Below are 25,179 nucleotides of genomic sequence, written 5' to 3'. Positions count from 1 at the left end.
CGATCGTTTCGGATGACGGCGCCGACCTCGCGGCGCCGGGCTTACTCGGCGGCCACGCGCAGTTCCGCGCCGGCCTGGCCGGCGAACCACGCCTGCGCCGCGCCCACGCCGCGGCCGAACTCCACCTTCATCCCCGCCTCTGCGAGCGAGAGTTCGGTGACGCCGAGGGCGGTGAGGATCATGCCCTCGTTCAGGTCGCCCAGGTGGCCGATGCGGAACACCTTTCCGGCGAGCCGGGCGAGGCCCGAGCCGAGCGAGGTGTTGTATTTCGTGTAGGCCGCGGCGATCACGTCGCGCGCGTCGATCTCCTGCGGGACGCGGATCGCGCTGACGGTGTCGGAATAGAGCGAGGGATGCTCTGCCACGAGCTCGAGGCCCATCGCATGCACGCCGCGGCGGACGCCTTCGGCAAGACGGTGATGGCGCGCCACGACGTTGTCGAGGCCCTCGGCGAAGATCCGGTCGAGCGAGCGGCGCATGCCGTGGAAAAGCTGCGTCGGCGGCGTGTAGGGGAAATATCCGCCCTCGTTCATCTTCACCATGTCCGCGAATTCGAAATAGGCGCGGCGCATCGTGGAGGTTTTCGAGGCTTCCATCGCCTTTTCCGAGACGCCGAGGATGCCGAGCCCTGCGGGCAGCATCAGGCCCTTCTGCGAGCCGGTCACGGCGAGGTCCACGCCCCAGTCGTCCATGCGGAAATCGATCGAGCCGATGGACGAGACGCCGTCCACGAAGAGAAGCGCATCGTGGAAACACTCGTCGAGGGCGCGGCGCACCGCGGCCACGTCCGAGGTGACCCCGGTCGCGGTCTCGTTGTGGGTGACGAACACGGCCTTGATCCGGCCTTCGCGGTCGCGGCCGAGGCGGCGGGCGTATTCCTTGACCGGGCATCCGGCGCCCCAGGGCACGTCGATCACCTCGACGTCGAGGCCCAGGCGCTGGGCCATCTCCACCCAGAGGGTCGAGAACTGCCCGTAGCGCGACATCAGCACCTTGTCGCCCGCGTTGAGCGTGTTGGTGATCGCCGCCTCCCAGGCGCCGGTGCCCGAGCCCGGGAACATCATCACGCGCCCCGCCTCCGTTCGCAGGACCTTTTTCAGCCCGGTGAAGAGATCGAGCGTCAGCTCGCCGAAATCGGGCGCGCGCATGTCCTGCATGGGCACGTTCATCGCCTGCCGGACGTCCTCGGGAACGTTCGTCGGGCCGGGAATGAAGAGATGGGTCTGTCCAGTGCGCATCGGGTCGCCTCCAGCGGGAATCTGTCTTTCGAGCCGGACACTGCCACTGCCCATCAATTGTGCAAAAGCAAAACGGGTTCTGCTGTAAACGCGAGATTTTACATTAATCAAAATATGTGTAATTGTGAAATACACAAACGTCAAAGGTGTGCAAAGGCATGCAGAAGACTTTCATCGGCCCACATCTGCGGCGCCTCAGGCTCGAGCGGGGGGAGACGCAGGCGCAGATGGCCCGCGCGCTCGGCATCTCGACCTCCTACGTCAACCTGCTGGAAAACAACGAGCGTTCCGTCTCGGTGCCGGTGATGCTGCGCCTCTTCGAGGTCTACGGCGTGGACTGGCGCGCCATCGCCGAGGACGACGACAGCACCCAGCTCGCCGATCTGCGCGCCGTCCTGCAGGATCCGCTCTTCGAGGATGTGCGCCCCGATCTGCCCCAGCTTCGCGCCGCACTCGTTCACAGCCCCGAATTGGCGCGCGGCTTCCTGAAGCTCTACCGCTCCTACCAGGCGGCGACGGACCAGCTGATCAGCGTCGCGTCGGCCGGCCAGTCCCAGGCCGAGCCGCTTATCGCGGCGTCGCCCGAATCCGCGGTCCACGACTTCTTCCGGCGCAACCGCAACCATTTCCCCGAACTCGAGGCGGCGGCCGAGACGTTCTGGGCAGGGTCCCCGCCGCCCCTCGATGACGTCTATTCGCACCTGAAGGCGCGGCTTGCGAAGCGGCTCGGGCTCAGCACCCGTCTCGTGCCGGTCCAGGACCTGCCCGACGCGCTGCGCCTGTTCGACGAAGAGCGCCGCGAGGTGCTGCTGAGCCAGGCGATGGACCACCCCAACCGGGTGTTCCAGCTTTGCCACGTCGCCGCGCTCGTCGAGCAGGAGGCGCTGCTCGACGGGATTCTCGACCGTTCGGGGATCCAGGACACGAATGGCCGCGCGCGCTGCCGGGTGGAACTCGCCAACTATTTCGCGGCAGCGGTGCTCATGCCCTACGACGCCTTTCTGGCCGAGGCGCGCGCCTCGAAATACGACATGGACCATATCGCCACGCGCTTCGGCGTGAGCTTCGAACAGGCCTGTCACCGGGCCACGACGCTTCAGCGCGACGGGGCGCAGGGTGTGCCGCTGTTCTTCCTGCGGATCGACAAGGCGGGCAACGTCACCAAGCGCTTCAATTCCACGAGCTTCCACCTCGCCGAACGCGGCGGGGCCTGCCCGCGGCTCGACGTGCACACCTCCTTTCGCACGCCGGGGCGCATCGTGCCGCAATTCGTGGAGATGCCCGACCAGAGCCAGTTCTTCGTCTTCTCCCGCACGGTGGACCGGCCCACCTTCGCGCGCCACGCGCAGGACATCCGGCTTGCCGTCGCGATGGGCTGCTCGGTCGAGCACGCACCCGAAATCGGCTACGCCGAGGGCTTCGCGGTCAAGGCCACGCAGATGACGCCCATCGGGATCAACTGCCGCATCTGCCCGCGCGCCAACTGCGACCAGCGCGCCCATCACGCTGCCATCCTCGCGCGGCCAGTCGACACGCGGCGGCGGGGCGCCACGCGCTACCAGGTCTGACCGCGAGGGGCCGTCAGCCCGCCCGGATCACCGGGTTGCGCATGACGCCGATGCCGTCCACGCCGTATTCGATCACGTCGCCCGGCCACATCCATTCCTGCGGATCGCGCCCCGCGCCCACGCCCTCGGGCGTGCCCGTGGCGATCACGTCGCCCGGCTCCAGCGTGATGCCCGCCGACAGGTCGGCGATCAGATGCGGGATCTTGAAATACATGTCGCGGGTGTTGGAGCGCTGCTTCTCCTCGCCGTTCTTGGCAAGCCAGAGGTCGAGGTCGTGCGGATCCGGGATCTCGTCGGCGGTGACGATGCAGGGCCCCATCGGCGCGTAGCTGTCCATGCCCTTGGAGACGATCCACTGTCCGGCGCGGCGGTTGTCGCGGGCCGAGACGTCGCACATCACCGTGTAGCCGAAGACGCGGCTCATGGCGTCGGCCTCCGCGACCCGCTGCGCCCGCGTGCCGATGACGATCGCGAGTTCCACCTCCCAGTCGAGCTGCTGCGTGAGCGACGCGTCGTGCAGGATCGGATCGCCCGGGCCTACGATGGCAGTGGGCGGCTTCGAGAAGATGACCGGTTTCTCGGGCATGTCGGCTGCGGTGTCGAGGCCGCGCGCGCTTTCGGCGATGTGCTCGGCGTAGTTGAGACCGATGCCGAAGATGTTCTTCCGCGTGCGCGGGATCGGCGCCATCACCGTGACGTTGGCCAGGGGCTGCGCGGCGCCCAGCGGCATGTCGTCCCCGATGTCGTCCAGCAGCGCGGCGGTCTGCGCCACGGCCTGCGGCCCGAGATCGATGAAGTCGAGCATCGCGTCGGGCAGCGGTTCGCCCGTGGCGTCGCCCAGCAGCGCCAGGTCGACCACCTGATCGCTCAGCAGGGCGCCGAGCCGGCCGGCATCCGCGGGATGCCGGCGGAAGGTGATGAGTTTCATGGTATGTCCCCCGTTCAGGCCGTCGCGGTCACGTCCTGGTGGCCGCCGTTCTCGGGATAGGCCTGTTCGCGGTAGAACTTCAACGCCTCCATGACCGGGAAGTCGTTGAAGGAGAAGAGGCAGGCGTCCTCGCCCTCGTCGAGATTGCAGTGCTCGTGCCAGGTCCAGGGCGGGACGCAGAAGATGTCGCGCTCTTCCCAGTCGTAGCGCACGCCGCCGATCACCGAGTAGCCGCGCCCCTTGGCGACCTGGTAGATCACGTTGCCGGTGTGCCGGTGCGCCCTGGTGTGCTCGGCCGGGCGCAGCATCTGCATCGAGGCGCCCATCGTCGCCATCGGGTGCCCGCCCGTCTTCGGGTTCACGAAGCGCATGTAGATGCCGTCGAACGGGTCGCCGTCGGTCACCTTCGCGTAGGCCTGCAGCCCCTCGTAGGTCTTGTCCCAGCCGTATTTCATTAAAGGTGAGTAGAAGGCGCCCCAGTTCTCGGTCGCGGGCAGAAGACCCGGCGCGCCCCAGGTCGCGGGACTCGCGTCGAAGGGCAGGTTGGAGTTCTGCCAGTCCTCGGGGTGCACCGCGTAGAAATTGGCCTCGAGCGCGTTGGTCAGCGGAATGTCGAGCCCGTCCTGCCACATCGAGGTCTCGCCATCCTCCAGCACGCCGTGCTCGTGCCAGGTACCGTTGGGCGTGATGACGAAATCCCGCGCGTTCAGCGTGAGGCGGTGCCCGTCCACCACCGTGTAGGCGCCCGCGCCCTCCATGATGAAGCGCAGCGCCGAGGCCGCGTGGTTGTGCGCCGGCGCGGCCTCTCCGGGGCGCATCACCTGGATGCCGGAGAAGAGCCAGCCGCAGCAGGCGGAGACGTCCTTGCGCTTCGGGTTGCGCAGGAACACCACGCGGCGTCCCGCATCCTCGGGCTTCACGAGATCGAGGGCGGCCAGCACCTTCTCGCGCAGGTCGCGGCTCCGCCAGATCGTCGGCGCCGATTTGGGCGTGGGCTCCCAGGGCTCGATGTCGTTGGCCACGGTCCAGAGCGCGCCGGTCTCGCAGGCGGCGAGCTCGTCGTAATAGGCGCGGAGCGCCTCGTCGTCCTTCACACGCGCGCGGCCCAGAATGTCGTCGCGTTGATCCTTGGCGTTCATGGGGCGTCTCCTTCGGTGACGATCGGCCCGGCGGGCGCGGTTCCGGCGGCCTGCCCCTCGCCCGGCGTGGACGGGTCGCGCGGCGAGACGGCGGCATGGGGCGTGCGGTTCACCTCGAGCCGGAAGATGTCGAAGCGGTTGTAGTGCCCGGTGATGTCGTGCATCTGCCGCGGCTGGATGCAGCGGGCGAGATCGATCTCGGCGGTGACGATCCCCTCTTCGTCCACGAGCCCGGGCACCACCTCGCGCCCGTCGGGCCCGATGATGCCCGACCAGGCCGAGGACTTGCGCTCGAGGAGCGCGCGGGCATCGGGGCGCACCCCTTCCATCGCCGCGATGATCTCCTCGGAGATGGTGGAGGTGGCGACGACGGTGAAGACCTTCCCCTCGAAGCTGTGGGACTGGCCGCGCAGCCGGATCGCCTCGGCCATGTCGTAGTCGGGCGGCGCGACGGGCAGCGAGATGTAGGAGGCCGCGTGCACCAGCTCTCCCTGCGCGAGCAGCGTGAACCGGGCAAGCGTGTTGGTGTTCTCGCCGCAGGCCAGCCCGCCCAGGGGGCCGATTTCCGTGTCGTAGACCCGGAGCGACGCGCCGTCCCCGCCCGTCCAGGTGAGCTTCTCGGCCCAGGTGGGCACGAGCTTGCGGTGCCGGCCCAAGATCGTCCCGTCCGGCCCGAGGAAGACGAGCGTGTTGTAGAGCGCGCCGAGCGAGACCGGGCTCCGCTCGTTCACCCCGATCACCACGTAGACGCCGTGCTCGGCCGCCGCGGCGGCCACGGTCTCGATCTCGGGGCCGGGCAGGAAGACCGAGGCGCGCACGAGCTTCTCGAACCAGGCGCTGCCGGTCACCGGGTCGGTGATCCAGTTCCAGTAGGGATAGCCGGGCACGAAGACCTCGGGGAAGACCACGAGCCTCGCGCCTTTCGCCGCCGCCTCTCCGATCAGCCGCGCCGCCTTCTGGGCGGTGGCCGCGGCGTCGAGATAGACCGGCGCGGCCTGCACGGCGGCGGCGGTGAAGACCGGAAATTCCCTGAGCATGGCGCGCGCTCCTCCCCCGCGCAACGCTACCAGCCTGCCGCACCCTGTCAATCTGGCCGGGCGGTTGCCTTTCGCCCGCGCGCTGGCATCATCGGGCCAGCCGCGAAGGAGCCCGCCCATGTCCCGCACCGATCTCGCCTCTCTCGTCGCCCAGGGCGCGGGCCGCGCGCCCGCCGATCTCGTGCTGAAGGGCGGCCGGGTGCTCGACCTCGTGACCGGGGAGTTGCTGGACGGCGACGTGGCGATCGCGGGCGACACCGTCGTCGGCACCTGCGAAAGCTACGACGGCCGGGAGGAGGTGGACGTCTCGGGCCTCGTCCTCGTTCCGGGCTTCATCGACACGCACCTTCATGTCGAAAGCTCGATGGTCACGCCCTTCGAGTTCGAGCGCTGCGTGGCGCCGCGGGGGATCACCACGGCGATCTGCGACCCGCACGAGATCGCCAACGTCGCGGGGCTCGCGGGGCTGCGCTATTTCCTGGACGCGGCCGAGCGGATGGTCATGGACCTGCGCGTGAACCTCTCGTCCTGCGTGCCCTCGACCGCGATGGAGACGGCCGGCGCGCGGCTGGAGGCGGCGGACCTCGCGCCGCTCATGGGCCACCCGAAGGTGATCGGGCTGGCCGAGATGATGAACTATCCCGGCGTCGTGCATGGCGAGCCGGACGTGCTCGCCAAGCTGGAGCTCTTCCGGGGCCAGCACATCGACGGGCATGCGCCGCTTCTCTCCGGGCGCGAGCTCAACGCCTATCTGGCGGCCGGCATCCGCACCGAGCACGAGGCCACGAGCGCAGAGGAGGCGCGGGAGAAGCTGCAGAAGGGCATGCGCGTCCTGATCCGGGAGGGTTCCGTCTCGAAGGATCTCGCGGCGCTGATGCCGCTTCTGACCGAGCGCACCGCGCCCTATCTCGCCTTCTGCACCGATGACCGGAACCCGCTCGACATCGCCGAGGAGGGCCATCTCGACCACATGATCCGCACGGCGATCGCGGCGGGCCGCCCACCTCTCGCGGTCTATCGCGCCGCCTCGCTCTCGGCGGCGGAGGCGTTCGGGCTGAAGGACCGGGGCCAGATCGCGCCGGGCAAGCGGGCGGATATCGTGGCGCTGGAGTCGCTCGAGGACTGCCGCGCCGTCCGTGTCTGGTGCGGGGGGGTCGAGGCGACGGAAGCCGCCTTCGCCACGCGGGAGACGGTGCCGCCCGTGGCGACCCGCAGCGTGAACGCGCCGCGCGTCGGCCCCGAAAGCTTCCGCTGCGCGGGCAACCGGGCCGAGACGCCCGTGATCGGCATCCTGCCGGGCAAGATCATCACCGCGCATCTGACCTCTGAGATCGCGCCCGAGGACGGCGACAAGCGCCCCGATCCCGCGCGCGATCTCGCCCGCGTTGCGGTGGTGGAGCGGCATGGGCGGAACGGCAACATCGCCACCGGCTTCGTGCAGGGCTTCGGCATCCGGGAGGGCGCGATCGCCGCCACCGTGGCGCATGACCATCACAACATCGTCGCCGTCGGCGCGGATTATGCCGACTTGGCCGTGGCGGTGAACCGTCTGTCCGTGATCGGCGGCGGCTTCGTCGTGGCCCGGGCGGGCGCGGTGACGGCCGAGCTGCCGCTGGCGATGGCCGGGCTGATGAGCCTCGCGCCCTTCGAGGAGGTGCATGCGCGGCTCAGGGAGCTGCGCGCGGCCGCGAAGGCGCTGGGCGTGACGCTGGCCGAACCCTTCCTGCAACTCGCCTTCGTGGCGCTGCCGGTGATCCCGCATCTGAAGATCACCGATCACGGCATGGTGGACGTGGACCGCTTCGAGGTGATCAGCGCAGGGTGACCGGCACGTCGCGCGTGCCGATGACCTCTCCCGCGCGGCGGAACTCCACGACCCCGCGATAATCGCCGGGTGCCCAGCCGCCCGGGGGGCTGCGCCGGCCCGCGGCGCGGAAGAATTGCGCCTGCGGCTTGTCGAGGCGGCTCACGTCCTCGACGACGATGCCGTCCGGCCCCTCGATGCGGAGCGCGAGCTCATCGCCCGTCCGGCCGCCGAAGGCATAGCCGAACAGCACCATCGGAGCGTCGGGCAAAAGTGCCTCGCGCGCCGCGCCCGCCTTGACCGCCGCATAGTCCGGCACGCGGGTGGCGAAGCCCGCGTCGAGCAGCGCGCCCGGCACGTAGGCGGGCGGATCGGTCCAGAGCATCGCGTCGGACGCAGGCGGGGCGCCGCAGGAGAGTTCGCCATCCGGGTCGAACGGGTCCACGACCTGCCCCTCCGCATCGCGGACCGAGATATGCACATGCGGGAACTGGGTCCGGCCGCTGAGGCCGACCTGGCCCAGCACGTCGCCGCGCGCCACCTCGTCTCCGGTGCGCACGGTGATCGACCCGCGGCGCAGATGGCAGTATTGGGTTTCCCAGCCGTTCTCGTGGCGGATCGCGACGCCGTTGCCGCAATCCCGACCGTCGAGCGTGGCCTCCATCCGCGCCTCGAAGACGATGTCGGCCATCCCGTCGCGCGTGCCGCGCACCACACCCGGTGCGGCGGCGATCACGTCCACGCCCTCTGCCATCTGGGCATGCGTGGCCAGCGCGAAATCTGTTCCCTTGTGACCGTCATAGCTGAGACCCTGACAGGTGTAATCCTGCGCGCCGGGGCCCGGGTCGCGGTCCACGTATTGCTGGATGAAGCAGGTTCGGCCTTCCGGGCAAACGATGGGCGACCCGAGGTCGAGCGCCCCCGCCGCGGTTGCGGCGGGGGCGAGAAGCCATGCGAGCGCGAGCGCCCGTGTCACTCCGCGGTCAGGAGGGGCGGCTTGTTGCCGGAAAGCCGCGGCTTGCCCGACCCCTGGATCTGCAGGTCGATCTTGCCGTCCTTGATGGCGACGCGAACGACACCGCCTTTGGCGAGCTTGCCGAAGAGCAACTCCTCCGCGAGCGGCTTCTTGATGTGCTCCTGGATCACGCGGCCAAGCGGGCGCGCGCCCATCTTGTCGTCGTACCCCCTCTCGGCGAGCCATTCCGCGGCCGGTTTCGTCAGCTCTATGGCGACGTTGCGATCCATGAGCTGCGCCTCGAGTTGCAGCACGAACTTCTCGACCACTTGGAGGATGACCTCCTTCGGCAGCGGCTGGAAGCTGATGACCGCGTCGAGCCGGTTGCGGAACTCGGGCGTGAACGTGCGCTCGATGGCGGCGGTATCCTCGCCCTCGCGGCGTTCCCGGCCGAAACCGACGGCGGCCTTGGCCTGTTCCGTGGCGCCCGCGTTCGAGGTCATGATCAGGATCACGTTGCGGAAATCCACCGAGCGGCCGTTATGGTCGGTCAGCGTGCCGTGGTCCATCACCTGCAGCAGGATGTTGAACACGTCCGGGTGCGCCTTCTCGATCTCGTCGAGCAGGAGCACGCAGTGCGGATGCTGATCCACCCCGTCGGTGAGCAGCCCGCCCTGGTCGAAGCCGACATAGCCCGGAGGTGCGCCGATCAGGCGGCTGACGGCGTGCTTTTCCATGTATTCCGACATGTCGAAGCGCAGAAGCTCCACGCCGAGCGTGTCGGCGAGCTGCTTGGCGACCTCCGTCTTGCCGACGCCGGTCGGGCCGGCGAAGAGGTAGTTGCCGATGGGCTTGTCGGGCTCGCGCAGACCGGCACGGGCAAGCTTGATCGCCGACGACAGCGCCACGATCGCCTGGTCCTGGCCGAACACGACGCGCTGCAGCGTGCCCTCGAGATCCTTGAGCACCTCGGCGTCGTCCTTCGACACGCTCTTGGGCGGGATGCGGGCGATCTTGGCGACCACCGCCTCGATCTCCTTGGCGCCGATGGTCTTGCGACGCTTCGACTCCGCCACGAGGTGCTGCGCCGCGCCGGCCTCGTCGATCACGTCGATCGCCTTGTCGGGCAGCTTGCGGTCGGTGATGTAGCGCGCGCTGAGTTCGACCGCCGACTTGATCGCGTCGGCCGTGTACTTCACCGCGTGGTGATCCTCGAAATAGGGCTTGAGGCCCTTGAGGATCTTCACGGTGTCGTCGACCGTGGGCTCGGTCACGTCGATCTTCTGGAACCGGCGGCTGAGCGCGCGATCCTTCTCGAAGTGCTGGCGGAACTCCTTGTAGGTGGTGGAGCCCATGGTGCGCAGCCGCCCGCCCTGAAGCGCGGGCTTCAGGAGGTTGGAGGCGTCCATCGCCCCGCCGGAGGTCGCGCCGGCGCCGATCACGGTGTGGATCTCGTCGATGAAGAGTACCGCATCGGGGTGGTCCTCCAGCTCCTGCACGACGGCTTTCAGCCGCTCCTCGAAATCGCCGCGGTAGCGGGTACCGGCCAGAAGTGCGCCCATGTCCAGCGCATAGATCGTGGTGTTGCGCAGCACCTCGGGCGTCTCGCCGCGGATGATCTTGAGCGCGAGGCCCTCGGCGATGGCGGTCTTGCCGACGCCCGGATCGCCCACGAGAAGCGGGTTGTTCTTGCGGCGGCGGCACAGCACCTGGATGCAGCGCTCCACCTCGGTGTCGCGGCCGATCAGGGGATCGACGTCGCCGCGCCGCGATTTCTCGTTGAGGTCGACGCAATACTTTCCGAGCGCGGATTCCTTCTGGTCGGCCTGCTCGGACGCCTGCGCCTGCTCTTCCTCGGCCTCGGTCGCGCCGGTCACCGGGCGGCTTTCGCCGTAGGCCGGGTTCTTGGCCACGCCATGGGCGATGAAATTCACCGCGTCGTAGCGGGTCATGTCCTGCTCCTGCAGGAAGTAGGCGGCGTTCGACTCGCGCTCGGCGAAGATCGCGACGAGCACGTTGGCGCCCGTCACCTCGGTGCGGCCCGAGCTCTGGACGTGGATGGCCGCGCGCTGGATCACGCGCTGGAAGGCGGCGGTCGGCACCGCCTCCGAACCTTCCACGTCGGTGACGAGGTTCGAAAGGTCGTCGTCGATGAAGTCCACGAGCGTTCCGCGGAGGTCTTCGGTATCGACATTGCAGGCTTTCAGTACCTTGGCGGCGTCGGGCTCGTCGATGAGCGCGAGCAGCAGGTGCTCGAGCGTGGCGAACTCGTGCGAGCGCGAGTTGGCCAGCGCCAGCGCGGAGTGGATTGCCTGTTCCAGCGTGGTCGAGAATGACGGCACGGGCGTGCTCCTCTGGTCTTGGCCGACGGAGGTGTGTCTCCGACGATGGGCTCTGCTGGTTAAAGTTTGGTCGATCACCGACCGGCTTCAAGCATTTTCTTGGAAGCGCGCTTCACAATCGGCTTCACTGCGTCGTGTTGTCCCGCCGCGAGGCTCAGAATTCGTCCTTCCGGCGCCGCAGTTCCGCGAACACGTCCGCGTCGGAGGCATCGGGCATGCCGATGGTTTCGCGGATGTCCGGGCTTGCGGCACGCAGAAATGGATTCGTCGCGAGTTCCAGCCCCAGTCTGGAAGGGACGGTCGGTCGGCCGTCTGCGCGGGCCTTTTCCGTCTCTTCCATCCGGGAAATAAGGTCGGCGTTGCCCGGTTCAACGGACAGCGCGAATTTTCCGTTGGCGAGGGTGTATTCGTGGCCGGAGCAGATCATTGTTTCCGGCGGCAGCGCGGCGAGCTTGGACAGGCTGGCCCACATCTGGTCCATCGTGCCCTCGAACACGCGCCCGCAGCCGAGCGCCATGAGGCTGTCGGCGGTGAAGGCGACGCCGCTTTCGGGAAAGTGCACCGCGATGTGGCCGGTGGTGTGGCCCGGCACCTCGATGACCCTTCCGCGCTCGGCGCCGATCTCGATCTCGTCCCCCTCGGCGAGCTGCATGTCGAGCGCGGGAAGCCGGTGCACGTCGTCCGCTGGGCCGGCCACCTTTGCATGATGGGCGTCCATGATGTCGGCGAGGCCCTGCACGTGATCGCCGTGGTGGTGCGTCAGGATCACCAGGTCGGCGCGCCAGCCACGCTCTTCCAGTGCGGCGAGGATCGGCCCGGCCTCGGNTTGCATGATGGGCGTCCATGATGTCGGCGAGGCCCTGCACGTGATCGCCGTGGTGGTGCGTCAGGATCACCAGGTCGGCGCGCCAGCCACGCTCTTCCAGTGCGGCGAGGATCGGCCCGGCCTCGGGCGCATCCACGACGGCGGTCGTGCCGGTCTCGGGGTCGTGGGCGAGAAAGGCGTAGTTGTCGGTCAGGCAGGGAACGGTGACGATCTCGAGGGGCATGGTGTTTCGTCTCTCGGTTGCTATGCTCGTCCCAGCCTTGCCGATTTGCCCCATGGGTCGCAATGCATCTGGACGTGCAGGACCTGCGAAACTTCTATTACCGCAGCGCCCTCGGGCGCGCGGCGCAACGGGCGATCCGTGACCACCTGCGGACACTGTGGCCGGAGGCGAAGGGGCGCACCGTGGCGGGCTTTGGCTTCGCGGTTCCCCTGCTCCGCCCCTACCTGAGCGAGGCGCGGCGCGTGGTCGCTCTCATGCCGGCGCCGCAGGGGGTCATGGCCTGGCCGTCAGGGCTGCCGAACGTCGCCCTCCTGAGCGAAGAGACGCTCTGGCCGATCGAGACGGGGCACGTGGACCGGCTCGTGGTGCTGCACGGGCTGGAGACGTCGGAGCGGCCCTCGGAGCTTCTCCGCGAATGTCACCGCGTGCTCGGACCGGGCGGGCGCGCCATGTTCATCGTGCCGAACCGCGCCGGTCTGTGGTCGCGCAGCGACGACACGCCGTTCGGATACGGCCGACCCTACACGATGTCCCAGCTGGAGACGCAGTTGCGGGCGCACGACTTCGTGACCGAACGGCATGCCGCGGCGCTCTTCCAGCCGCCGAGCAGCCGCCGCTTCTGGATGAAGACCGGCGCCATGTGGGAACGGATGGGCCGGAGCCTGTCGTCCGGCCTCGCCGGCGGGGTCCTGATGGTCGAGGTGTCCAAGCGCGTCTCGGCGCCGGCGGGGCCGGGCGCGAAGGAGCAGGCGCGAAAGCCGCTCGGGGTGCTCGCCCCGTCGCCGGAGGCAAAGCCCGCCTGACGGGCGCGTGCGAGGACGTTGCGCGAGACCGGCCGCGATTGCCGCGGTGCGGGAATCATCGCTTCGCAGGCGCAGCGAGCCCGGGCCGTGGCGGCCCCGGGGCGCGGCCGGCCGGGCCCGATCGGGCCCGCTTGCACAGGGACTTCGCGGCGCCATGCAAAAGGCGGCTTAGGTTGTTGCCCAGTCACAAAGCCTCTGCTACACCCACGCCGATTTTGCTGCCAGCGCCCGCCGGGCGCCTCAACGTCCCCGGGCGCGGTTTCGTGCGACCACGGGCCGGGGCTTGACATCGGAAGGGTGGACGTGTCCGAAACAGCATCGATTTCCTCTGGCATCGCCGCGCGCTACGCCACCGCCATCTTCGAGATCGCCCTCGAGGCCGACTCTCTCGACGCGCTCGAGGCGGGGGCGGATGCGCTGGGCGAGGCGCTGGCGGACAGCCCCGAGCTTCGGGATCTCATTTCCTCGCCGATCTATGGCCGGGAAGCGCAGGAGCGTGCGATTGCCGCGGTCGCGGCGAAGATGGAGCTGATGCCCGCGCTCGCCAACGCGCTCGGCCTCATGGCGCAGAAGCGTCGCCTCTTCGTGCTGCCGCAGCTCGTCACGCAACTGCGCGAGCGCATCGCCCGCCACAAGGGCGAGGTGACGGCCGACGTGATCAGCGCGAAGGCGCTGACGAAGGCGCAGTCGCAGAAACTCGGCGAGACGCTCAAGGCGCGCTTCGGCAAGGACGTTAAGATCAATGCGACCGTCGATGAGGATCTCATCGGCGGTCTTGTCGTCAAGGTTGGCTCGAAGATGATCGACACCTCGATCCGCTCGCGCCTCAACTCTCTCCAGAATACAATGAAAGAGGTCGGATAGATGGGTATCCAAGCAGCCGAGATTTCTGCGATCCTGAAGGAGCAGATCAAGAACTTCGGCGAAGAGGCCGAGGTTGCCGAGGTCGGCCGCGTCCTTTCCGTCGGTGACGGGATCGCCCGGGTCCACGGCCTCGACAACATCCAGGCCGGCGAGATGGTGGAGTTCGACGGCGGCATCCGCGGCATGGCGCTCAACCTCGAGGTCGACAATGTCGGCATCGTGATCTTCGGCTCGGACCGCGAGATCGGCGAGGGCGACACGGTCAAGCGCACGAAGTCCATCGTGGACGTGCCGGTCGGCGACGCGCTCCTGGGCCGGGTCGTGGACGGCCTCGGCAATCCGCTCGACGGCAAGGGCCCGATCGAGGCGACCGAGCGCCGCGTCGCGGACGTGAAGGCGCCCGGCATCATCCCGCGCAAATCGGTGCACGAGCCGATGGCGACCGGCCTCAAGGCGATCGACGCGATGATCCCGATCGGTCGCGGCCAGCGCGAGCTGATCATCGGCGACCGGCAGACCGGCAAGACCGCCGTGGCGCTCGACACCATGCTCAACCAGAAAAGCTACAACGATGCGGCGGGCGACGACGAGTCGAAGAAGCTCTACTGCGTCTATGTCGCGATCGGCCAGAAGCGCTCGACCGTCGCGCAGCTCGTGAAGAAACTGGAGGAGAGCGGCGCGATGGAGTACTCCATCGTGGTGGCCGCCACCGCCTCCGACCCGGCGCCGATGCAGTATCTCGCGCCCTATTCGGCCACCGCCATGGCCGAATACTACCGCGACAACGGCCGCCACTCGCTCTGCGTCTACGACGACCTTTCCAAGCAGGCCGTGGCCTACCGCCAGATGTCGCTTCTGCTGCGCCGCCCGCCGGGCCGCGAGGCCTATCCGGGCGACGTGTTCTACCTGCACTCCCGTCTGCTGGAGCGGTCGGCAAAGATGAACGAGGACAACGGTGCCGGCTCTCTCACCGCGCTGCCCATCATCGAGACGCAGGCTGGCGACGTGTCGGCCTTCATTCCGACCAACGTGATCTCGATCACCGACGGCCAGATCTTCCTCGAGACGGAGCTTTTCTACCAGGGCGTCCGCCCGGCCGTGAACACCGGCCTTTCGGTCAGCCGCGTGGGCTCTGCGGCGCAGACCGCGGCGATGAAGTCGGTCGCGGGCTCGCTGAAGCTGGAACTCGCGCAGTATCGCGAGATGGCGGCCTTCGCGCAGTTCGGCTCGGACCTCGACGCCTCGACGCAGCGGCTGCTCAACCGCGGCGCGCGCCTGACCGAGCTTCTCAAGCAGCCGGAATTCTCGCCGCTGACCAACGCCGAGATCGTCTGCGTCGTTTTCGCCGGCACCAAGGGCTATCTCGACGACCTCAAGGTGGCGGACGTTCGCCGCTTCGAGGAGGGGCTGCTCAAGCACCTGCGCGGCAAGCACAAGGACACGCTCGACTGGATCACGAACGAGGACCCGAAGATCAAGGGCGACGCGGAGGACCGGCTGAAGTCGGTGATCGACGAGTACGCCAAGGACTTCAGCTGACCTGATCCACGGGACGAAGGACAAGGCGCATGCCAAGCCTAAAGGACCTCAAGAACCGGATCGAGTCGGTCAAGTCGACCCGGAAAATCACCAACGCCATGCAGATGGTCGCGGCGGCGAAGCTTCGCCGCGCCCAGGATGCGGCCGAACAGTCGCGCCCTTACGCCGAGCGGTTCGCCGCCGTGATGGGGCAACTCGCCGCTTCGGTGGGCGACACCGCGAATGCCCCCAAGCTGCTGGCCGGGACCGGGTCGGGCCAGACGCACCTGCTGGTCGTGATGACGGCGGAGCGCGGCCTATGCGGCGCGTTCAACGCCAACATCGCCAAGCTGGCCCGGCGACACGCGGAAAAGCTTGCGGCGGACGGCAAGACTGTGAAGATCCTCACCGTGGGCAAGAAGGGCCGCGACGTGCTGAGGCGCGAATGGGCGGACCAGTTCATCGATCACGTCGATCTGTCGGAGGTGAAGCGCGTGGGCTACGGCGACGCGCAGGCGATCGCCCGGAACGTTCTCGAGCGTTTCGACGCCGGCGAATTCGACGTGGCCACGATCTACTACGCCCGCTTCATCAACGTGGTCAGCCAGGAACCCACCGCGGAGCAGGTCATCCCGGCCGATTTCGACGCCCCCGAGGAGGACGCCGCGGCGAGCACGCTTTACGATTACGAGCCGGGCGAGGAAGAACTCCTGGCGGATCTGCTGCCCAAGGGCGTGGCGACGCAGATTTTCGCCGCGCTGCTGGAGAACGGCGCCTCGGAGCAGGGCGCCCGGATGACGGCGATGGACAACGCGACGCGCAACGCGGGCGAGATGATCGACAAGCTGACCATCCAGTACAACCGCACCCGACAGGCCGTCATCACCAACGAGCTGATCGAGATCATTTCGGGCGCCGAGGCGCTCTAACGGAACCGGAGACACCGACATGGCAAATGAAAAAGGTAAAGTGACGCAGGTCATCGGCGCCGTGGTGGACGTTCAGTTCGATGAACACCTGCCCGAGATCCTGAACGCGCTCGAGACAGACAACAACGGCAAGCGCCTCGTTCTCGAGGTCGCGCAGCACCTTGGCGAGAACACGGTGCGCACCATCGCGATGGACGCGACCGAGGGGCTCGTGCGCGGACAGGAGGTTGCCGACAGCGGCGGGCCGATCACCATGCCCGTCGGCGACGGGACGCTCGGGCGCATCATGAACGTCGTGGGCGAGCCGATCGACGAGAAGGGCGATGTCAAGACGGAGGAGCGGCGCCCGATCCACGCCAGCGCGCCGGAATTCGTCGAGCAGTCGACGGAGTCCGAGATCCTCGTCACCGGCATCAAGGTCATCGACCTGCTCGCGCCCTATTCGAAGGGCGGCAAGATCGGCCTCTTCGGCGGTGCCGGGGTGGGCAAGACGGTGCTCATCCAGGAACTCATCAACAACATCGCCAAGGTGCACTCGGGCTATTCGGTGTTCGCCGGGGTCGGCGAGCGCACCCGCGAGGGCAACGACCTCTACTACGAGTTCATCGAGTCGGGCGTGATCAACGCCGAAGACCTGACCAAGTCCAAGGTGGCGCTGGTCTACGGCCAGATGAACGAGCCGCCGGGCGCGCGGATGCGCGTGGCGCTGTCGGGCCTCACGCTTGCCGAGCAGTTCCGCGACCAGTCGGGCACCGACGTGCTGTTCTTCGTGGACAACATCTTCCGCTTCACCCAGGCGGGCTCCGAGGTGTCGGCCCTTCTCGGCCGGATCCCCTCGGCCGTGGGCTACCAGCCGACGCTCGCGACCGACATGGGCGCACTGCAGGAGCGGATCACCTCCACGCGCGCGGGCTCCATCACCTCGGTGCAGGCGATCTACGTGCCGGCGGACGACCTGACGGACCCGGCGCCCGCGACCTCCTTCGCCCACCTCGACGCGACCACCGTTCTGTCGCGCGCGATCTCCGAGCTGGGCATCTACCCCGCCGTGGACCCGCTCGACTCGACCAGCCGGATTCTCGATCCCTCGGTGGTCGGCGAAGAGCACTACCAGGTGGCGCGCGACGTGCAGGGCATCCTTCAGCGCTACAAGTCGCTGCAGGACATCATCGCGATCCTCGGCATGGACGAGCTCAGCGAAGAGGACAAGCTGACCGTGGCGCGGGCGCGTAAGATCCAGCGCTTCCTCAGCCAGCCCTTCGACGTGGCGGAGGTGTTCACCGGCTCGCCCGGCGTGCAGGTGCCGATCGAGGAGACCATCGCCTCCTTCAAGGCCGTGGTCGCCGGCGAATACGACCACCTGCCCGAGGGCGCCTTCTACATGGTGGGCGGCATCGAGGACGTGAAGGCGAAGGCCGAGAAGATGGCGGCGGACGCCGCCTGAGCCGGGCCCGACGCAACCGAGAAAGGAAGGCCCAATGGCCGACACGATGCAGTTCGATCTCGTCTCGCCCGAGCGGCGCCTCGCCTCGCTCGAGGCACAACAGGTGCAGCTGCCCGGGGCGGATGGCCAGATGACCGCGATGCCGAACCACGCGCCGGTCATCACCAGCCTGCGGCCGGGCATCGTCACCGTGACGGGTGCGGACGGTCAGACCGCGCGCTACGCGGTGACCGGCGGGTTCGCCGAACTCTCGCCCGAGGGCGCCATCGTCCTCGCGGAACGCGCCTACAAGTCCGGCTCGGAGAACCGCGACGAGATCGAGGCCGCGCTCGAGGAGGCGCGCACCGCCGCGCAGAAGGCCCCGGCCGAACAGAAGGATGCCGCGGAACTCTTCGTCGCGGACCTCGCGCAGCTGATGGACGACATGGTCTGAACGGCCCGCGGGTCGTTTTCAGGGATCCGGGAACGGCCCCCTCGCGGGGCCGTTTTCCGTTTCCGGGTGGGCGCGCGCCGGTCAGGCGACCTTGAACTGGCCTTCGTAGATCGGCTCCAGCGTCTCGGTCTCGAACAGCGACGACACCGACGTTCCGTTCCAGATGTTCAGGATCGCCTGCGCGAAGATCGGCGCGGTGGGCAGGATGCGGATGTTGGGCGCCGCCATGGCCGCCTGCGTCGGCTGGATGGTGTCGGTGATGACGAGGCTCTTCATCACCGAGTTGGTGATCCGCTCGACCGCGGGGCCCGACAGCACGCCGTGAGTGATATAGGCGTGCACTTCCTTGGCGCCACGTTCCTGGAGGACCTGCGCCGCCTTGCAAAGCGTTCCCGCCGTGTCGCAAAGGTCGTCCACGATGATGCAGCGCTTGTCGCTCACATCGCCGATGATCGTCATCTCGGCCACCTCGCCCGGCTTCTCGCGGCGCTTGTCCACGATCGCGAGAGGGCAGCCGATACGCTGGGCGAGTTCGCGCGCGCGCGCCACGCCGCCCACGTCGGGCGAGACGACCATCACCTCGTCGACATGCCCCTGGAACTGCGCCTGGATGTCGAGGGCGAAGACCGGCGCGGCGTAAAGGTTGTCCACCGGGATGTCGAAGAAGCCCTGGATCTGGGCGGCGTGAAGATCCATCGTCAGCACCCGCTCGATTCCGGACCCCACCAGCATGTTCGCCACCAGCTTGGCGGAGATCGGCGTGCGCGCCTTGGTGCGCCGGTCCTGGCGCGCGTAGCCGAAATAGGGGATCACCGCCGTGATCCGCGCCGCCGAGGAGCGGCGCAGCGCATCGGCCATGATCAGCAGCTCCATCAGGTTGTCGTTGGCCGGGTTCGAGGTCGGCTGGACGATGAACATGTCCTCGCCCCGGACGTTCTCGAACACCTCGACGAAGACTTCCTGGTCGTTGAAACGCTCCACCCGGGCGTCCACCAGCCCGACATTCATGCCGCGATGCATGGACATGCGGCGCGCGATCGCGCGCGCAAGCGGCATGTTCGCGTTTCCGGAGATCAGTTTCGGCTCGATGATGTTTGGCATGCTGGGGCTCCGGCGATGGCGCACATGACGGATTCGTGACGTTGACACCGCTTAGCACGCGCTTAGGGTCGCGCAAACCTTGCCCGAGCGGAGCGCGCCATGCCGAGGATCGACTATTTCTTCTCCACGATCTCGCCCTTCGCCTATCTCGCCGGCGACCGTCTCGAACGCATCGCCGGGGCGCATGGCGCCGACATCGTCTACAAGCCTGTCGATATCGTGGCGCTTTTCGCCCGCACCGGGGGCGTGGCGCCGGCCGAGCGCCATCCAGCGCGGCAGGCCTACCGGATGCAGGAACTGCGCCGCCAGGCCGCGAAGCGCGGGATGCCCATCAACCTCCGGCCCGCGCATTTCCCGACCAATCCCGCCCCGTCCTCCTACGCCGTGATCGCCGCGCAGGCCGATCGTGGGGGCGACGTGGGCGCGCTTGTGCGGAACCTGCTGACCGCCTGCTGGGCCGAGGAGCGCGACATCGCCGAGGACGAGGTGATCCGCGACTGCCTCTCCCGGGCGGGTTTCGACCCGGCGCTCGCCGACAAGGGCCTCCTGGCGGGGGCCGAGACCTATGGCGCCAACCTCGAGGAAGCGGTCGCGGCGGAGGTGTTCGGCGCCCCCTTCTACATCGTCGGCGACGAAAGGTTCTGGGGCCAGGACCGGCTGGAGGATCTCGACCTGCATCTTGCCGGAAAGCTTTGACGCAGCATGAAGCGGCCGGGGGCGCCGCCGTCTTCCTCCGCCGCTGGGGCGAGGGGGCGCGCCGCGCCGTCCTGATCCATTGCGCGCTCGGGAACGGGGGTATGTTCGAGGCGCTGGCCGGGCATCTCGGGGACCGGCTGCGCATGGCGGCCTTCGACCTGCCCGGCCACGGGCGAAGCCCGGCCTGGGACGGTGGAGACGTGCAGGCGCAGGCCGTGGCGATCGCCGCCGATCTGGCGGGCGCGGGGCCGGTGGACCTGATCGGCCATTCCTTCGGCGGCACGGTCGCGCTGCGCCTGGCCTGCAAACGGCCCGGCCTCGTCCGCTCCCTCACCATGATCGAGCCCGTGTTCTTCGCCGTGCTCGCCGCGGACCGGCCGGACCTGATGGCCCGGCACGACGCCATGATGGCGCCCTACGACGCCGCCGTGGCGCGGGGCGACTGGGCGGAGGCCGGGCGGCTTTTCACGGCGGTGTGGGGGGCGGGACGCCCCTGGGCCGCGCTCTCCGGCACGGCTCGGGCGCAGATCGCCGCGCGGATGCCGGTCGTCGAGGGTGGAAGCCGCGCGGTGATGGAGGATCCCGCCGGCCTCGTCGCCTCGGGCGCGCTGGAACGACTTGCGGTTCCGGCCCTGCTCGTCGAGGGGGCGGAGACCAACGCCTACATCCGCGCGATCTGCGCCGGCCTCGCCGCGCGTCTGCCGGATGCGGGGCGCGCGGTCATCCCCGGCGCGGGGCACATGGCGCCGCTGACCCATCCCGCCGCGACCGCCCGCGCGATCCGCGGGTTGCTGGACCGGACGGGCTAGCCCTTCCGCCCGATGCGCGGCTCCATGCCTGCCCGCATCCGGGCGATGTTGGTGCGGTGGCGCCAGGCGACGACAAGCGCGAGGGCGACCGCCAGCGCAGCCATCTCGCCACGGCCGAGCACGATCGCCCAGGGCGCGGCGCTCGCCGCCGCGACGAGCGCCGCGAGCGACGAGATTCGTGCGAGCGCGGCGGTGGCGAGCCAGGTCAGGCAGCAGGCCACGCCCACGGGCCAGGCGAGCGCGAGCACCAGACCGAGGAAGGTGGCCACGCCCTTGCCGCCCCGGAAGCCGAGCCAGACCGGATAGCAATGTCCCAGAAACGCCGCGAGCCCGGCGATCTGCGCCGCGTCCTCGCCGGCCACCGCGCGGGCCAGAAGCACCGCCGCGGCCCCCTTTCCGCCGTCGAGTAGAAGCGTGCCCGCGGCGGCGGCCTTGTTGCCGGTGCGCAGCACGTTCGTGGCGCCGATATTGCCGGATCCGATCTTCCGCGGGTCGGCAAGACCCAGCGCGCGCGTCAGCAGCACGCCGAACGGGACCGAGCCAAGCAGGTAACCCAGCCCGGCCCAGAGCGCGAGAAGCGCGGCGCCGCTTTCCGCCGCGGGCATCACGCGTCCGTCCCGTGCACGCGGCGCCCGCCGACCCAGGTTCCGATCACGCGGCCCTGCAGGCGCGCGCCGTCGAAGGGCGTGTTCTTTGATTTCGAGCGCAGTTTCCACCGGTCCAGCACGAAAGGCGCGTCTGGGTCGAAAAGCACGAGGTCCGCAGGCGCGCCGGGGGCGAGGCGGCCCGCCTCGAGCCCGAGCCGCCGCGCCGGGTTGAGCGCCATGGCGCGAAAAAGCTCGGGCAGGGTGAGCGCGCCCGCGTGGTGAAGCCGCAGCGCCGCGGGCAGGAGCGTCTCGAGCCCGACCGCGCCCGCCGCGGCCTCCTCGAAGGGAAGCCGCTTGCTCTCTTCGTCCTGCGGCGTGTGCCAGGAGCAGAGCACGTCGATGAGCCCGGTGCGCAGCGCCTCCACGGCGGCCACGCGGTCATCCTCCGAGCGCAGCGGGGGCGTCAGCTTGAAGAAGGTGCGGTAGTCGGCCACGTCGAGTTCGTTCAGCGTCAGGTGGTGGACGCTCACCCCCGCGGTGATGTCGAGACCGTTGTTCCTGGCCCGCTCCAGCGCGGGCAGCGCCCGCGCCGTGGTGATCTGGTCCGCGTGGTAGCGCGCGCCGGTCATCTCCAGAAGCGCGATGTCCCGGTCGAGCCCCATGCGTTCGGCCATGGGCGAGACCGCCGGAAGCCCCTTGAGCGAGGCGAACTTGCCCGAGGTCGCCGCCGCCCCGCGCGAGAGCCCGGGCTCCTGCGGGTGCCCGATGACGAGCGCGCCGAGCCCGCGGGCGTAGGTGAAAGCGCGCGAGAGCACCTTGGTATCCGCGACGACCCGGTCCGCGTCGGTGAAGGCGATCGCGCCGGCATCCATCAGGAAGCCGATCTCGGTCATCTCCCGTCCCTCGCGCCCCTTGGTGAGCGCGGCCATGGGGCGGACATGCACCGGTGCGGCCTCGGCCGCGCGCCGGACGACGAATTCCAGGCTTTCGGGATTGTCGAGGGGCGGCTGCGTGTCGGGTCGCGTCACGATGGTGGTCACGCCCCCCGCCGCGGCGGCAAGACCGGCGGAACGGAAGCTTTCCTTGTGACGCTCGCCCGGCTCGCCGATCTTCACCCCCAGATCGACGATGCCGGGGGCGAGGCACTTGCCGCGGCAGTCGATGCGCGCCTCCGCCGCGACGGGAACCGGCCCCTTCGCCGCGCCAGTGCCGGTCACCGCGCCGTTCTCGACGAGAAGCCAGCCGGCGGTGTCGGTGCCGGCCTCCGGATCGATCAGCCGGGCGTTCTCGAAAAGGATCGTGCTCACAGATATCCTCCCGCGGCGTTCCGGATCGCGTCGCGCACCGCCTCCCGGTCGGCCTGGTATTTCAGCAGGTGCTTGTCGCCGCCCTTCGTCACGATCTGCACCGCGCTGCCGAGGGTGCGAAGCGCCGCGATCTCCGACAGCGCCACCCGGCGCTCCTGCGGTCCGCTCAGCATCCCGTCTTCCAGGCGCCATTCGACGGCAAGCTCTTCCGAGGCGAGGAACCAGGCGCGGAAGGCCACGGCGGCAAGGCCCGCGACGGCGCCGGTCCAGACATGGGGGCTGTCGATGATCCACAGCACGACCATGGCGCCCGCCATGGCCGCGGCGGCAAGCCAGGCGTGGTCGCGGATGTAGGTCGCCCGGTCGGCGCGGAACACGGTCGCGCTCATTGCGCGGGTCCGGGGCGAGGGATGACCGGCCCCGGGGTCTGCCACGGCCGACACGTCATCGCGGCGCGCCCGCCAGCGCCGCCACGGCGAGCAGCACGAGCACCGCAAGCGCGATCAGCGTCAGCACAACGCCCCGACGTCCGCCCGCAGCGGCATCGTCGGGCGGGCCGGGCGTGCCGTCCGCCGGGGCCTGACCGCGGGCGGACTCCGCGGACACGCCCGACAGGGGCGTCTCTGCCCCGGCCTCCTGGAACGTCGCGACAAGCCGCAGCGGCGCGCGCACCGTCACCTCTTGCGCCGCGTCGGCGAAAGCGCTCGACATCACGACCGCGACATGGCCCGAAAGCCCGCGAAGCCGTTCGGCGAAGGGGTCGAGTTCTTCCCGTGGCACGTCGTAACCTTCCGCGAGATAGTCGGGCAGCCCCATCTCCGCGATGTCGGAAAGCCGCACGATCTCGGCGAAGCGCGGATCGAAAGGCTCCGCTCCCAGCGCTTCGGCCAGCGGATGCGGCCCGTCCCCATCGGCCTCCGACCAGCGGGCCGCCTCCTCGGGCGACAGGTCCAGCGCGAAGACGCGGATCACCGCGTGTTCGTGGGCGGGGATGTCGAGAACCGTGGTCATGCCTCAACCTCCTGCGCGGCGGCCGCCTCGCGCCAGTTGCGCGCCAGCAGATGCATCGCCGCCATGCGCACCGCCACGCCCATCTCCACCTGCGCCTGGATCAGCGAGCGGTTGATGTCGTCGGCCAGCGTGCCGTCGATCTCCACCCCCCGGTTCATGGGCCCGGGATGCATCACGATGGCGTCGGGCCGCGCATGCGCGAGCTTTTCGGCGTCGAGCCCGTAGCGATGGTAGTATTCGCGCTCGGACGGGATGAAGCCGCCATCCATCCGCTCTTTCTGAAGGCGCAGCATCATCACGACGTCCACGTCGCGCAGCCCCGCCTCCATGTCCTCGAAGACTTCCACGCCGAACTCCCCTATCCGCGAGGGCAGGAGCGTGGGCGGCGCGATGAGCCGCACGCGGTTTTCCATCTTGCCCAGAAGCAGGATGTTGGAGCGTGCCACCCGCGAATGGGCGATGTCGCCGCAGATCGCGATCGACAGCCGGTGAAGCCGTCCCTTCGCGCGGCGGATCGTCAGCGCGTCCAGCAGGGCCTGCGTCGGGTGTTCGTGGCGCCCGTCGCCCGCATTCAGCACGGCGCAGGCGACCTTTTCGGCCAGCAGGTTCACCGCGCCCGAGTGGGGATGGCGCACCACCAGCAGATCGGGATGCATCGCGTTCAGCGTCATCGCGGTGTCGATGAGCGTCTCGCCCTTCTTTATGGAGGAGGCCTGCATCGCCATGTTCATCACGTCCGCGCCTAGCCGCTTGCCGGCCAGCTCGAAGCTCGCCTGGGTACGCGTGGAGCTTTCGAAGAACATGTTGATCTGCGTGCTTCCGGCCAGCACCTCGGTGTGGCGCGCGGGCTGCCGGTTGAAGTCCACGTAGCCGTCGGAAAGGTCGAGTATCTCCGTGATCGCCGCGGGCGAGAGCGGCTCGATGCCGAGGAGGTGACGGTCTCTGAAACCCATGCGCGCGATCCTTGCCTCGCCGACCGCTTATATGGGCCGGGCCGGCGCGCGGCAAGCCGTGCTCAGGCCCGGCCGCCCGTGCCCGAGAGCATCAGCGCGTCGATGCCGAGCGTCCTGAGCGCGGCCTGCCATTTCCCGCTGTCATCGGGCGAGAAGACGAGCTCGGGCGTCGCATCGCAGGCCAGCCAGCCGTTTGCCGCCAGCTCGGCCTCGAGCTGCCCGGGGCCCCAGCCCGCGTAGCCCAGCGCCATGATCGCGTTCTCGGGACCGCCGCCTTCGCCGAGTTCCTCCAGGATGTCGAGCGTGGCGGTCATGGCGAAGCGCGCGTCGACCACCAGCGTGGAGATGGAGGAGGCGTAGTCGGGCCCGTGCAGCACGAAGCCGCGCCCCGTCTCGACGGGACCGCCGAAATGCACCTTGATGTCCCTGAGGCCCGCCGTGACGGGAATCGACAGCTGCTCCAGAAGGTCCTTCAGCGTCACGTCGTCGGTGGGCTTGTTGACGATGAGGCCCATCGCGCCCTCTTCGGAATGGGCGCAGACGAAAACGACGCTGTGGGAAAAGCGCGGGTCGCCCATGTCGGGCATGGCGATGAGAAGCTTGCCGATGAGTGGGGTGGCGTCCGCCATCTTGCCTCGTGTCGAAGGAAGGTTTTCACGAACAT

At 68.9% G+C, this 25,179-nt stretch carries 23 protein-coding genes and 1 pseudogene; 10 read left to right on the top strand and 14 right to left on the bottom strand.

What is annotated here, in order from left to right; all coding sequences use genetic code 11:
• Positions 1-41: 41 nt before the first annotated feature.
• Positions 42-1,238 (bottom strand): aminotransferase class V-fold PLP-dependent enzyme, encoded by a 1,197-nt coding sequence (locus AB6A66_RS12885; protein WP_371056206.1) that lies wholly within the window; start codon positions 1,236-1,238, stop codon positions 42-44.
• Between the two features lie 158 nt (positions 1,239-1,396).
• Here AB6A66_RS12885 and AB6A66_RS12880 point away from each other — a divergent pair, with 158 nt between their 5' ends.
• A complete protein-coding gene (locus AB6A66_RS12880; RefSeq protein ID WP_371056205.1) occupies positions 1,397-2,806 on the top strand; it encodes a short-chain fatty acyl-CoA regulator family protein in 1,410 nt (469 codons plus the stop codon).
• Between the two features lie 13 nt (positions 2,807-2,819).
• On the opposite strand, the gene AB6A66_RS12875 is transcribed toward AB6A66_RS12880, so the two are convergent.
• From AB6A66_RS12875 to AB6A66_RS12865, 3 genes are read right to left on the bottom strand one after another with little or no spacing between them, the layout of a single operon-like run.
• On the bottom strand, positions 2,820-3,734 hold the full coding sequence (locus tag AB6A66_RS12875) for a fumarylacetoacetate hydrolase family protein (protein ID WP_371056204.1): 915 nt from the start codon (positions 3,732-3,734) through the stop codon (positions 2,820-2,822).
• Between the two features lie 14 nt (positions 3,735-3,748).
• On the bottom strand, positions 3,749-4,873 hold the full coding sequence (locus tag AB6A66_RS12870; RefSeq protein ID WP_371056203.1) for a cupin domain-containing protein: 1,125 nt from the start codon (positions 4,871-4,873) through the stop codon (positions 3,749-3,751).
• Complete coding sequence (locus AB6A66_RS12865; RefSeq protein ID WP_371056201.1) at positions 4,870-5,910, bottom strand: carbon-nitrogen hydrolase family protein; 1,041 nt, start codon at positions 5,908-5,910, stop codon at positions 4,870-4,872. Before AB6A66_RS12865 ends, AB6A66_RS12870 begins: the two co-directional genes overlap by 4 nt.
• A 118-nt stretch (positions 5,911-6,028) precedes the next feature.
• Here AB6A66_RS12865 and ade point away from each other — a divergent pair, with 118 nt between their 5' ends.
• Entirely contained in the window at positions 6,029-7,735 is a 1,707-nt protein-coding gene (ade, locus tag AB6A66_RS12860; RefSeq protein ID WP_371056200.1) for an adenine deaminase, read from the top strand.
• Here ade and AB6A66_RS12855 read toward each other — a convergent pair.
• The 3 genes and pseudogenes from AB6A66_RS12855 to gloB all read right to left on the bottom strand — a co-directional run bounded on the left by AB6A66_RS12855 (position 7,722) and on the right by gloB (position 12,060).
• Complete coding sequence (locus AB6A66_RS12855) at positions 7,722-8,690, bottom strand: M23 family metallopeptidase (protein WP_371056199.1); 969 nt, start codon at positions 8,688-8,690, stop codon at positions 7,722-7,724. The genes ade and AB6A66_RS12855 overlap by 14 nt on opposite strands.
• The gene (clpA, locus tag AB6A66_RS12850; protein WP_371056198.1) at positions 8,687-11,011 is read right to left on the bottom strand and encodes an ATP-dependent Clp protease ATP-binding subunit ClpA; all 2,325 of its coding nucleotides are present in this window, start codon (positions 11,009-11,011) and stop codon (positions 8,687-8,689) included. Before clpA ends, AB6A66_RS12855 begins: the two co-directional genes overlap by 4 nt.
• 154 nt (positions 11,012-11,165) lie before the next feature.
• Positions 11,166-12,060, bottom strand: a pseudogene (gloB, locus tag AB6A66_RS12845) (hydroxyacylglutathione hydrolase).
• A 62-nt stretch (positions 12,061-12,122) separates the two neighbouring features.
• Between gloB and AB6A66_RS12840 the strand changes: the two are divergent.
• The 6 genes from AB6A66_RS12840 to atpC all read left to right on the top strand — a co-directional run bounded on the left by AB6A66_RS12840 (position 12,123) and on the right by atpC (position 18,051).
• Positions 12,123-12,863: a class I SAM-dependent methyltransferase gene (locus AB6A66_RS12840; RefSeq protein WP_371056197.1), complete on the top strand. Its 741-nt coding sequence runs from the start codon at positions 12,123-12,125 to the stop codon at positions 12,861-12,863.
• 297 nt (positions 12,864-13,160) lie between these two features.
• On the top strand, positions 13,161-13,727 hold the full coding sequence (locus AB6A66_RS12835) for a F0F1 ATP synthase subunit delta (protein WP_371039106.1): 567 nt from the start codon (positions 13,161-13,163) through the stop codon (positions 13,725-13,727).
• Positions 13,728-15,266, top strand: a complete 1,539-nt coding sequence (gene atpA, locus AB6A66_RS12830; RefSeq protein WP_371056196.1) for a F0F1 ATP synthase subunit alpha — start codon at positions 13,728-13,730, stop codon at positions 15,264-15,266.
• A gap of 29 nt (positions 15,267-15,295) precedes the next feature.
• On the top strand, positions 15,296-16,174 hold the full coding sequence (locus tag AB6A66_RS12825; RefSeq protein WP_371056195.1) for a F0F1 ATP synthase subunit gamma: 879 nt from the start codon (positions 15,296-15,298) through the stop codon (positions 16,172-16,174).
• A gap of 19 nt (positions 16,175-16,193) precedes the next feature.
• The gene (gene atpD / locus AB6A66_RS12820; protein WP_371056194.1) at positions 16,194-17,618 is read left to right on the top strand and encodes a F0F1 ATP synthase subunit beta; all 1,425 of its coding nucleotides are present in this window, start codon (positions 16,194-16,196) and stop codon (positions 17,616-17,618) included.
• 34 nt (positions 17,619-17,652) lie between these two features.
• Positions 17,653-18,051, top strand: coding sequence for an ATP synthase F1 subunit epsilon (gene atpC, locus AB6A66_RS12815; protein ID WP_371056193.1), 399 nt, complete (start codon positions 17,653-17,655; stop codon positions 18,049-18,051).
• Between the two features lie 81 nt (positions 18,052-18,132).
• On the opposite strand, the gene AB6A66_RS12810 is transcribed toward atpC, so the two are convergent.
• Positions 18,133-19,152 (bottom strand): ribose-phosphate pyrophosphokinase, encoded by a 1,020-nt coding sequence (locus tag AB6A66_RS12810; protein ID WP_371039101.1) that lies wholly within the window; start codon positions 19,150-19,152, stop codon positions 18,133-18,135.
• 99 nt (positions 19,153-19,251) lie between these two features.
• On the opposite strand from AB6A66_RS12810, the gene AB6A66_RS12805 reads away from it, so the two are divergent.
• Positions 19,252-19,848 carry a 2-hydroxychromene-2-carboxylate isomerase gene (locus tag AB6A66_RS12805; RefSeq protein WP_371039100.1) on the top strand — a complete coding sequence of 199 codons (597 nt, stop codon included), beginning with the start codon at positions 19,252-19,254 and terminating at the stop codon, positions 19,846-19,848.
• On the top strand, positions 19,845-20,657 hold the full coding sequence (locus AB6A66_RS12800) for an alpha/beta fold hydrolase (RefSeq protein WP_371056192.1): 813 nt from the start codon (positions 19,845-19,847) through the stop codon (positions 20,655-20,657). Before AB6A66_RS12805 ends, AB6A66_RS12800 begins: the two co-directional genes overlap by 4 nt.
• On the opposite strand, the gene plsY is transcribed toward AB6A66_RS12800, so the two are convergent.
• The 6 genes from plsY to AB6A66_RS12770 all read right to left on the bottom strand — a co-directional run bounded on the left by plsY (position 20,654) and on the right by AB6A66_RS12770 (position 25,144).
• On the bottom strand, positions 20,654-21,262 hold the full coding sequence (gene plsY / locus AB6A66_RS12795; protein WP_371039098.1) for a glycerol-3-phosphate 1-O-acyltransferase PlsY: 609 nt from the start codon (positions 21,260-21,262) through the stop codon (positions 20,654-20,656). The genes AB6A66_RS12800 and plsY overlap by 4 nt on opposite strands.
• Positions 21,262-22,551 carry a dihydroorotase gene (gene pyrC, locus AB6A66_RS12790; protein ID WP_371056191.1) on the bottom strand — a complete coding sequence of 430 codons (1,290 nt, stop codon included), beginning with the start codon at positions 22,549-22,551 and terminating at the stop codon, positions 21,262-21,264. The genes plsY and pyrC overlap by 1 nt, the downstream gene beginning before the upstream one ends.
• Positions 22,548-22,940, bottom strand: coding sequence for a hypothetical protein (locus AB6A66_RS12785; protein WP_371039096.1), 393 nt, complete (start codon positions 22,938-22,940; stop codon positions 22,548-22,550). The genes pyrC and AB6A66_RS12785 overlap by 4 nt, the downstream gene beginning before the upstream one ends.
• 55 nt (positions 22,941-22,995) lie before the next feature.
• On the bottom strand, positions 22,996-23,562 hold the full coding sequence (locus AB6A66_RS12780) for a hypothetical protein (protein WP_371039095.1): 567 nt from the start codon (positions 23,560-23,562) through the stop codon (positions 22,996-22,998).
• Positions 23,559-24,515 (bottom strand): aspartate carbamoyltransferase catalytic subunit, encoded by a 957-nt coding sequence (locus AB6A66_RS12775; RefSeq protein WP_371056190.1) that lies wholly within the window; start codon positions 24,513-24,515, stop codon positions 23,559-23,561. Before AB6A66_RS12775 ends, AB6A66_RS12780 begins: the two co-directional genes overlap by 4 nt.
• A gap of 62 nt (positions 24,516-24,577) precedes the next feature.
• A complete protein-coding gene (locus AB6A66_RS12770; RefSeq protein ID WP_371056189.1) occupies positions 24,578-25,144 on the bottom strand; it encodes a YqgE/AlgH family protein in 567 nt (188 codons plus the stop codon).
• Positions 25,145-25,179 lie beyond the last annotated feature (35 nt).

The sequence above is a fragment of the Rhodosalinus sp. K401 genome (assembly GCF_041365735.1).
In the GTDB taxonomy this organism is placed as follows: Bacteria; Pseudomonadota; Alphaproteobacteria; order Rhodobacterales; family Rhodobacteraceae; genus Rhodosalinus.
This window is presented reverse-complemented; position numbering and strand designations above follow the sequence as displayed.

Coding starts and splice junctions, on each gene's coding strand:
- AB6A66_RS12885 (WP_371056206.1), bottom strand. CDS start 1,238: ATGCGCACTGGACAGACCCATCTCTTCATTCCCGGCCCGACGAACGTT.
- AB6A66_RS12880 (WP_371056205.1), top strand. CDS start 1,397: ATGCAGAAGACTTTCATCGGCCCACATCTGCGGCGCCTCAGGCTCGAG.
- AB6A66_RS12875 (WP_371056204.1), bottom strand. CDS start 3,734: ATGAAACTCATCACCTTCCGCCGGCATCCCGCGGATGCCGGCCGGCTC.
- AB6A66_RS12870 (WP_371056203.1), bottom strand. CDS start 4,873: ATGAACGCCAAGGATCAACGCGACGACATTCTGGGCCGCGCGCGTGTG.
- AB6A66_RS12865 (WP_371056201.1), bottom strand. CDS start 5,910: ATGCTCAGGGAATTTCCGGTCTTCACCGCCGCCGCCGTGCAGGCCGCG.
- ade (WP_371056200.1), top strand. CDS start 6,029: ATGTCCCGCACCGATCTCGCCTCTCTCGTCGCCCAGGGCGCGGGCCGC.
- AB6A66_RS12840 (WP_371056197.1), top strand. CDS start 12,123: ATGCATCTGGACGTGCAGGACCTGCGAAACTTCTATTACCGCAGCGCC.
- atpA (WP_371056196.1), top strand. CDS start 13,728: ATGGGTATCCAAGCAGCCGAGATTTCTGCGATCCTGAAGGAGCAGATC.
- AB6A66_RS12825 (WP_371056195.1), top strand. CDS start 15,296: ATGCCAAGCCTAAAGGACCTCAAGAACCGGATCGAGTCGGTCAAGTCG.
- atpD (WP_371056194.1), top strand. CDS start 16,194: ATGGCAAATGAAAAAGGTAAAGTGACGCAGGTCATCGGCGCCGTGGTG.
- atpC (WP_371056193.1), top strand. CDS start 17,653: ATGGCCGACACGATGCAGTTCGATCTCGTCTCGCCCGAGCGGCGCCTC.
- AB6A66_RS12810 (WP_371039101.1), bottom strand. CDS start 19,152: ATGCCAAACATCATCGAGCCGAAACTGATCTCCGGAAACGCGAACATG.
- AB6A66_RS12805 (WP_371039100.1), top strand. CDS start 19,252: ATGCCGAGGATCGACTATTTCTTCTCCACGATCTCGCCCTTCGCCTAT.
- plsY (WP_371039098.1), bottom strand. CDS start 21,262: ATGCCCGCGGCGGAAAGCGGCGCCGCGCTTCTCGCGCTCTGGGCCGGG.
- AB6A66_RS12785 (WP_371039096.1), bottom strand. CDS start 22,940: ATGAGCGCGACCGTGTTCCGCGCCGACCGGGCGACCTACATCCGCGAC.
- AB6A66_RS12780 (WP_371039095.1), bottom strand. CDS start 23,562: ATGACCACGGTTCTCGACATCCCCGCCCACGAACACGCGGTGATCCGC.
- AB6A66_RS12775 (WP_371056190.1), bottom strand. CDS start 24,515: ATGGGTTTCAGAGACCGTCACCTCCTCGGCATCGAGCCGCTCTCGCCC.
- AB6A66_RS12770 (WP_371056189.1), bottom strand. CDS start 25,144: ATGGCGGACGCCACCCCACTCATCGGCAAGCTTCTCATCGCCATGCCC.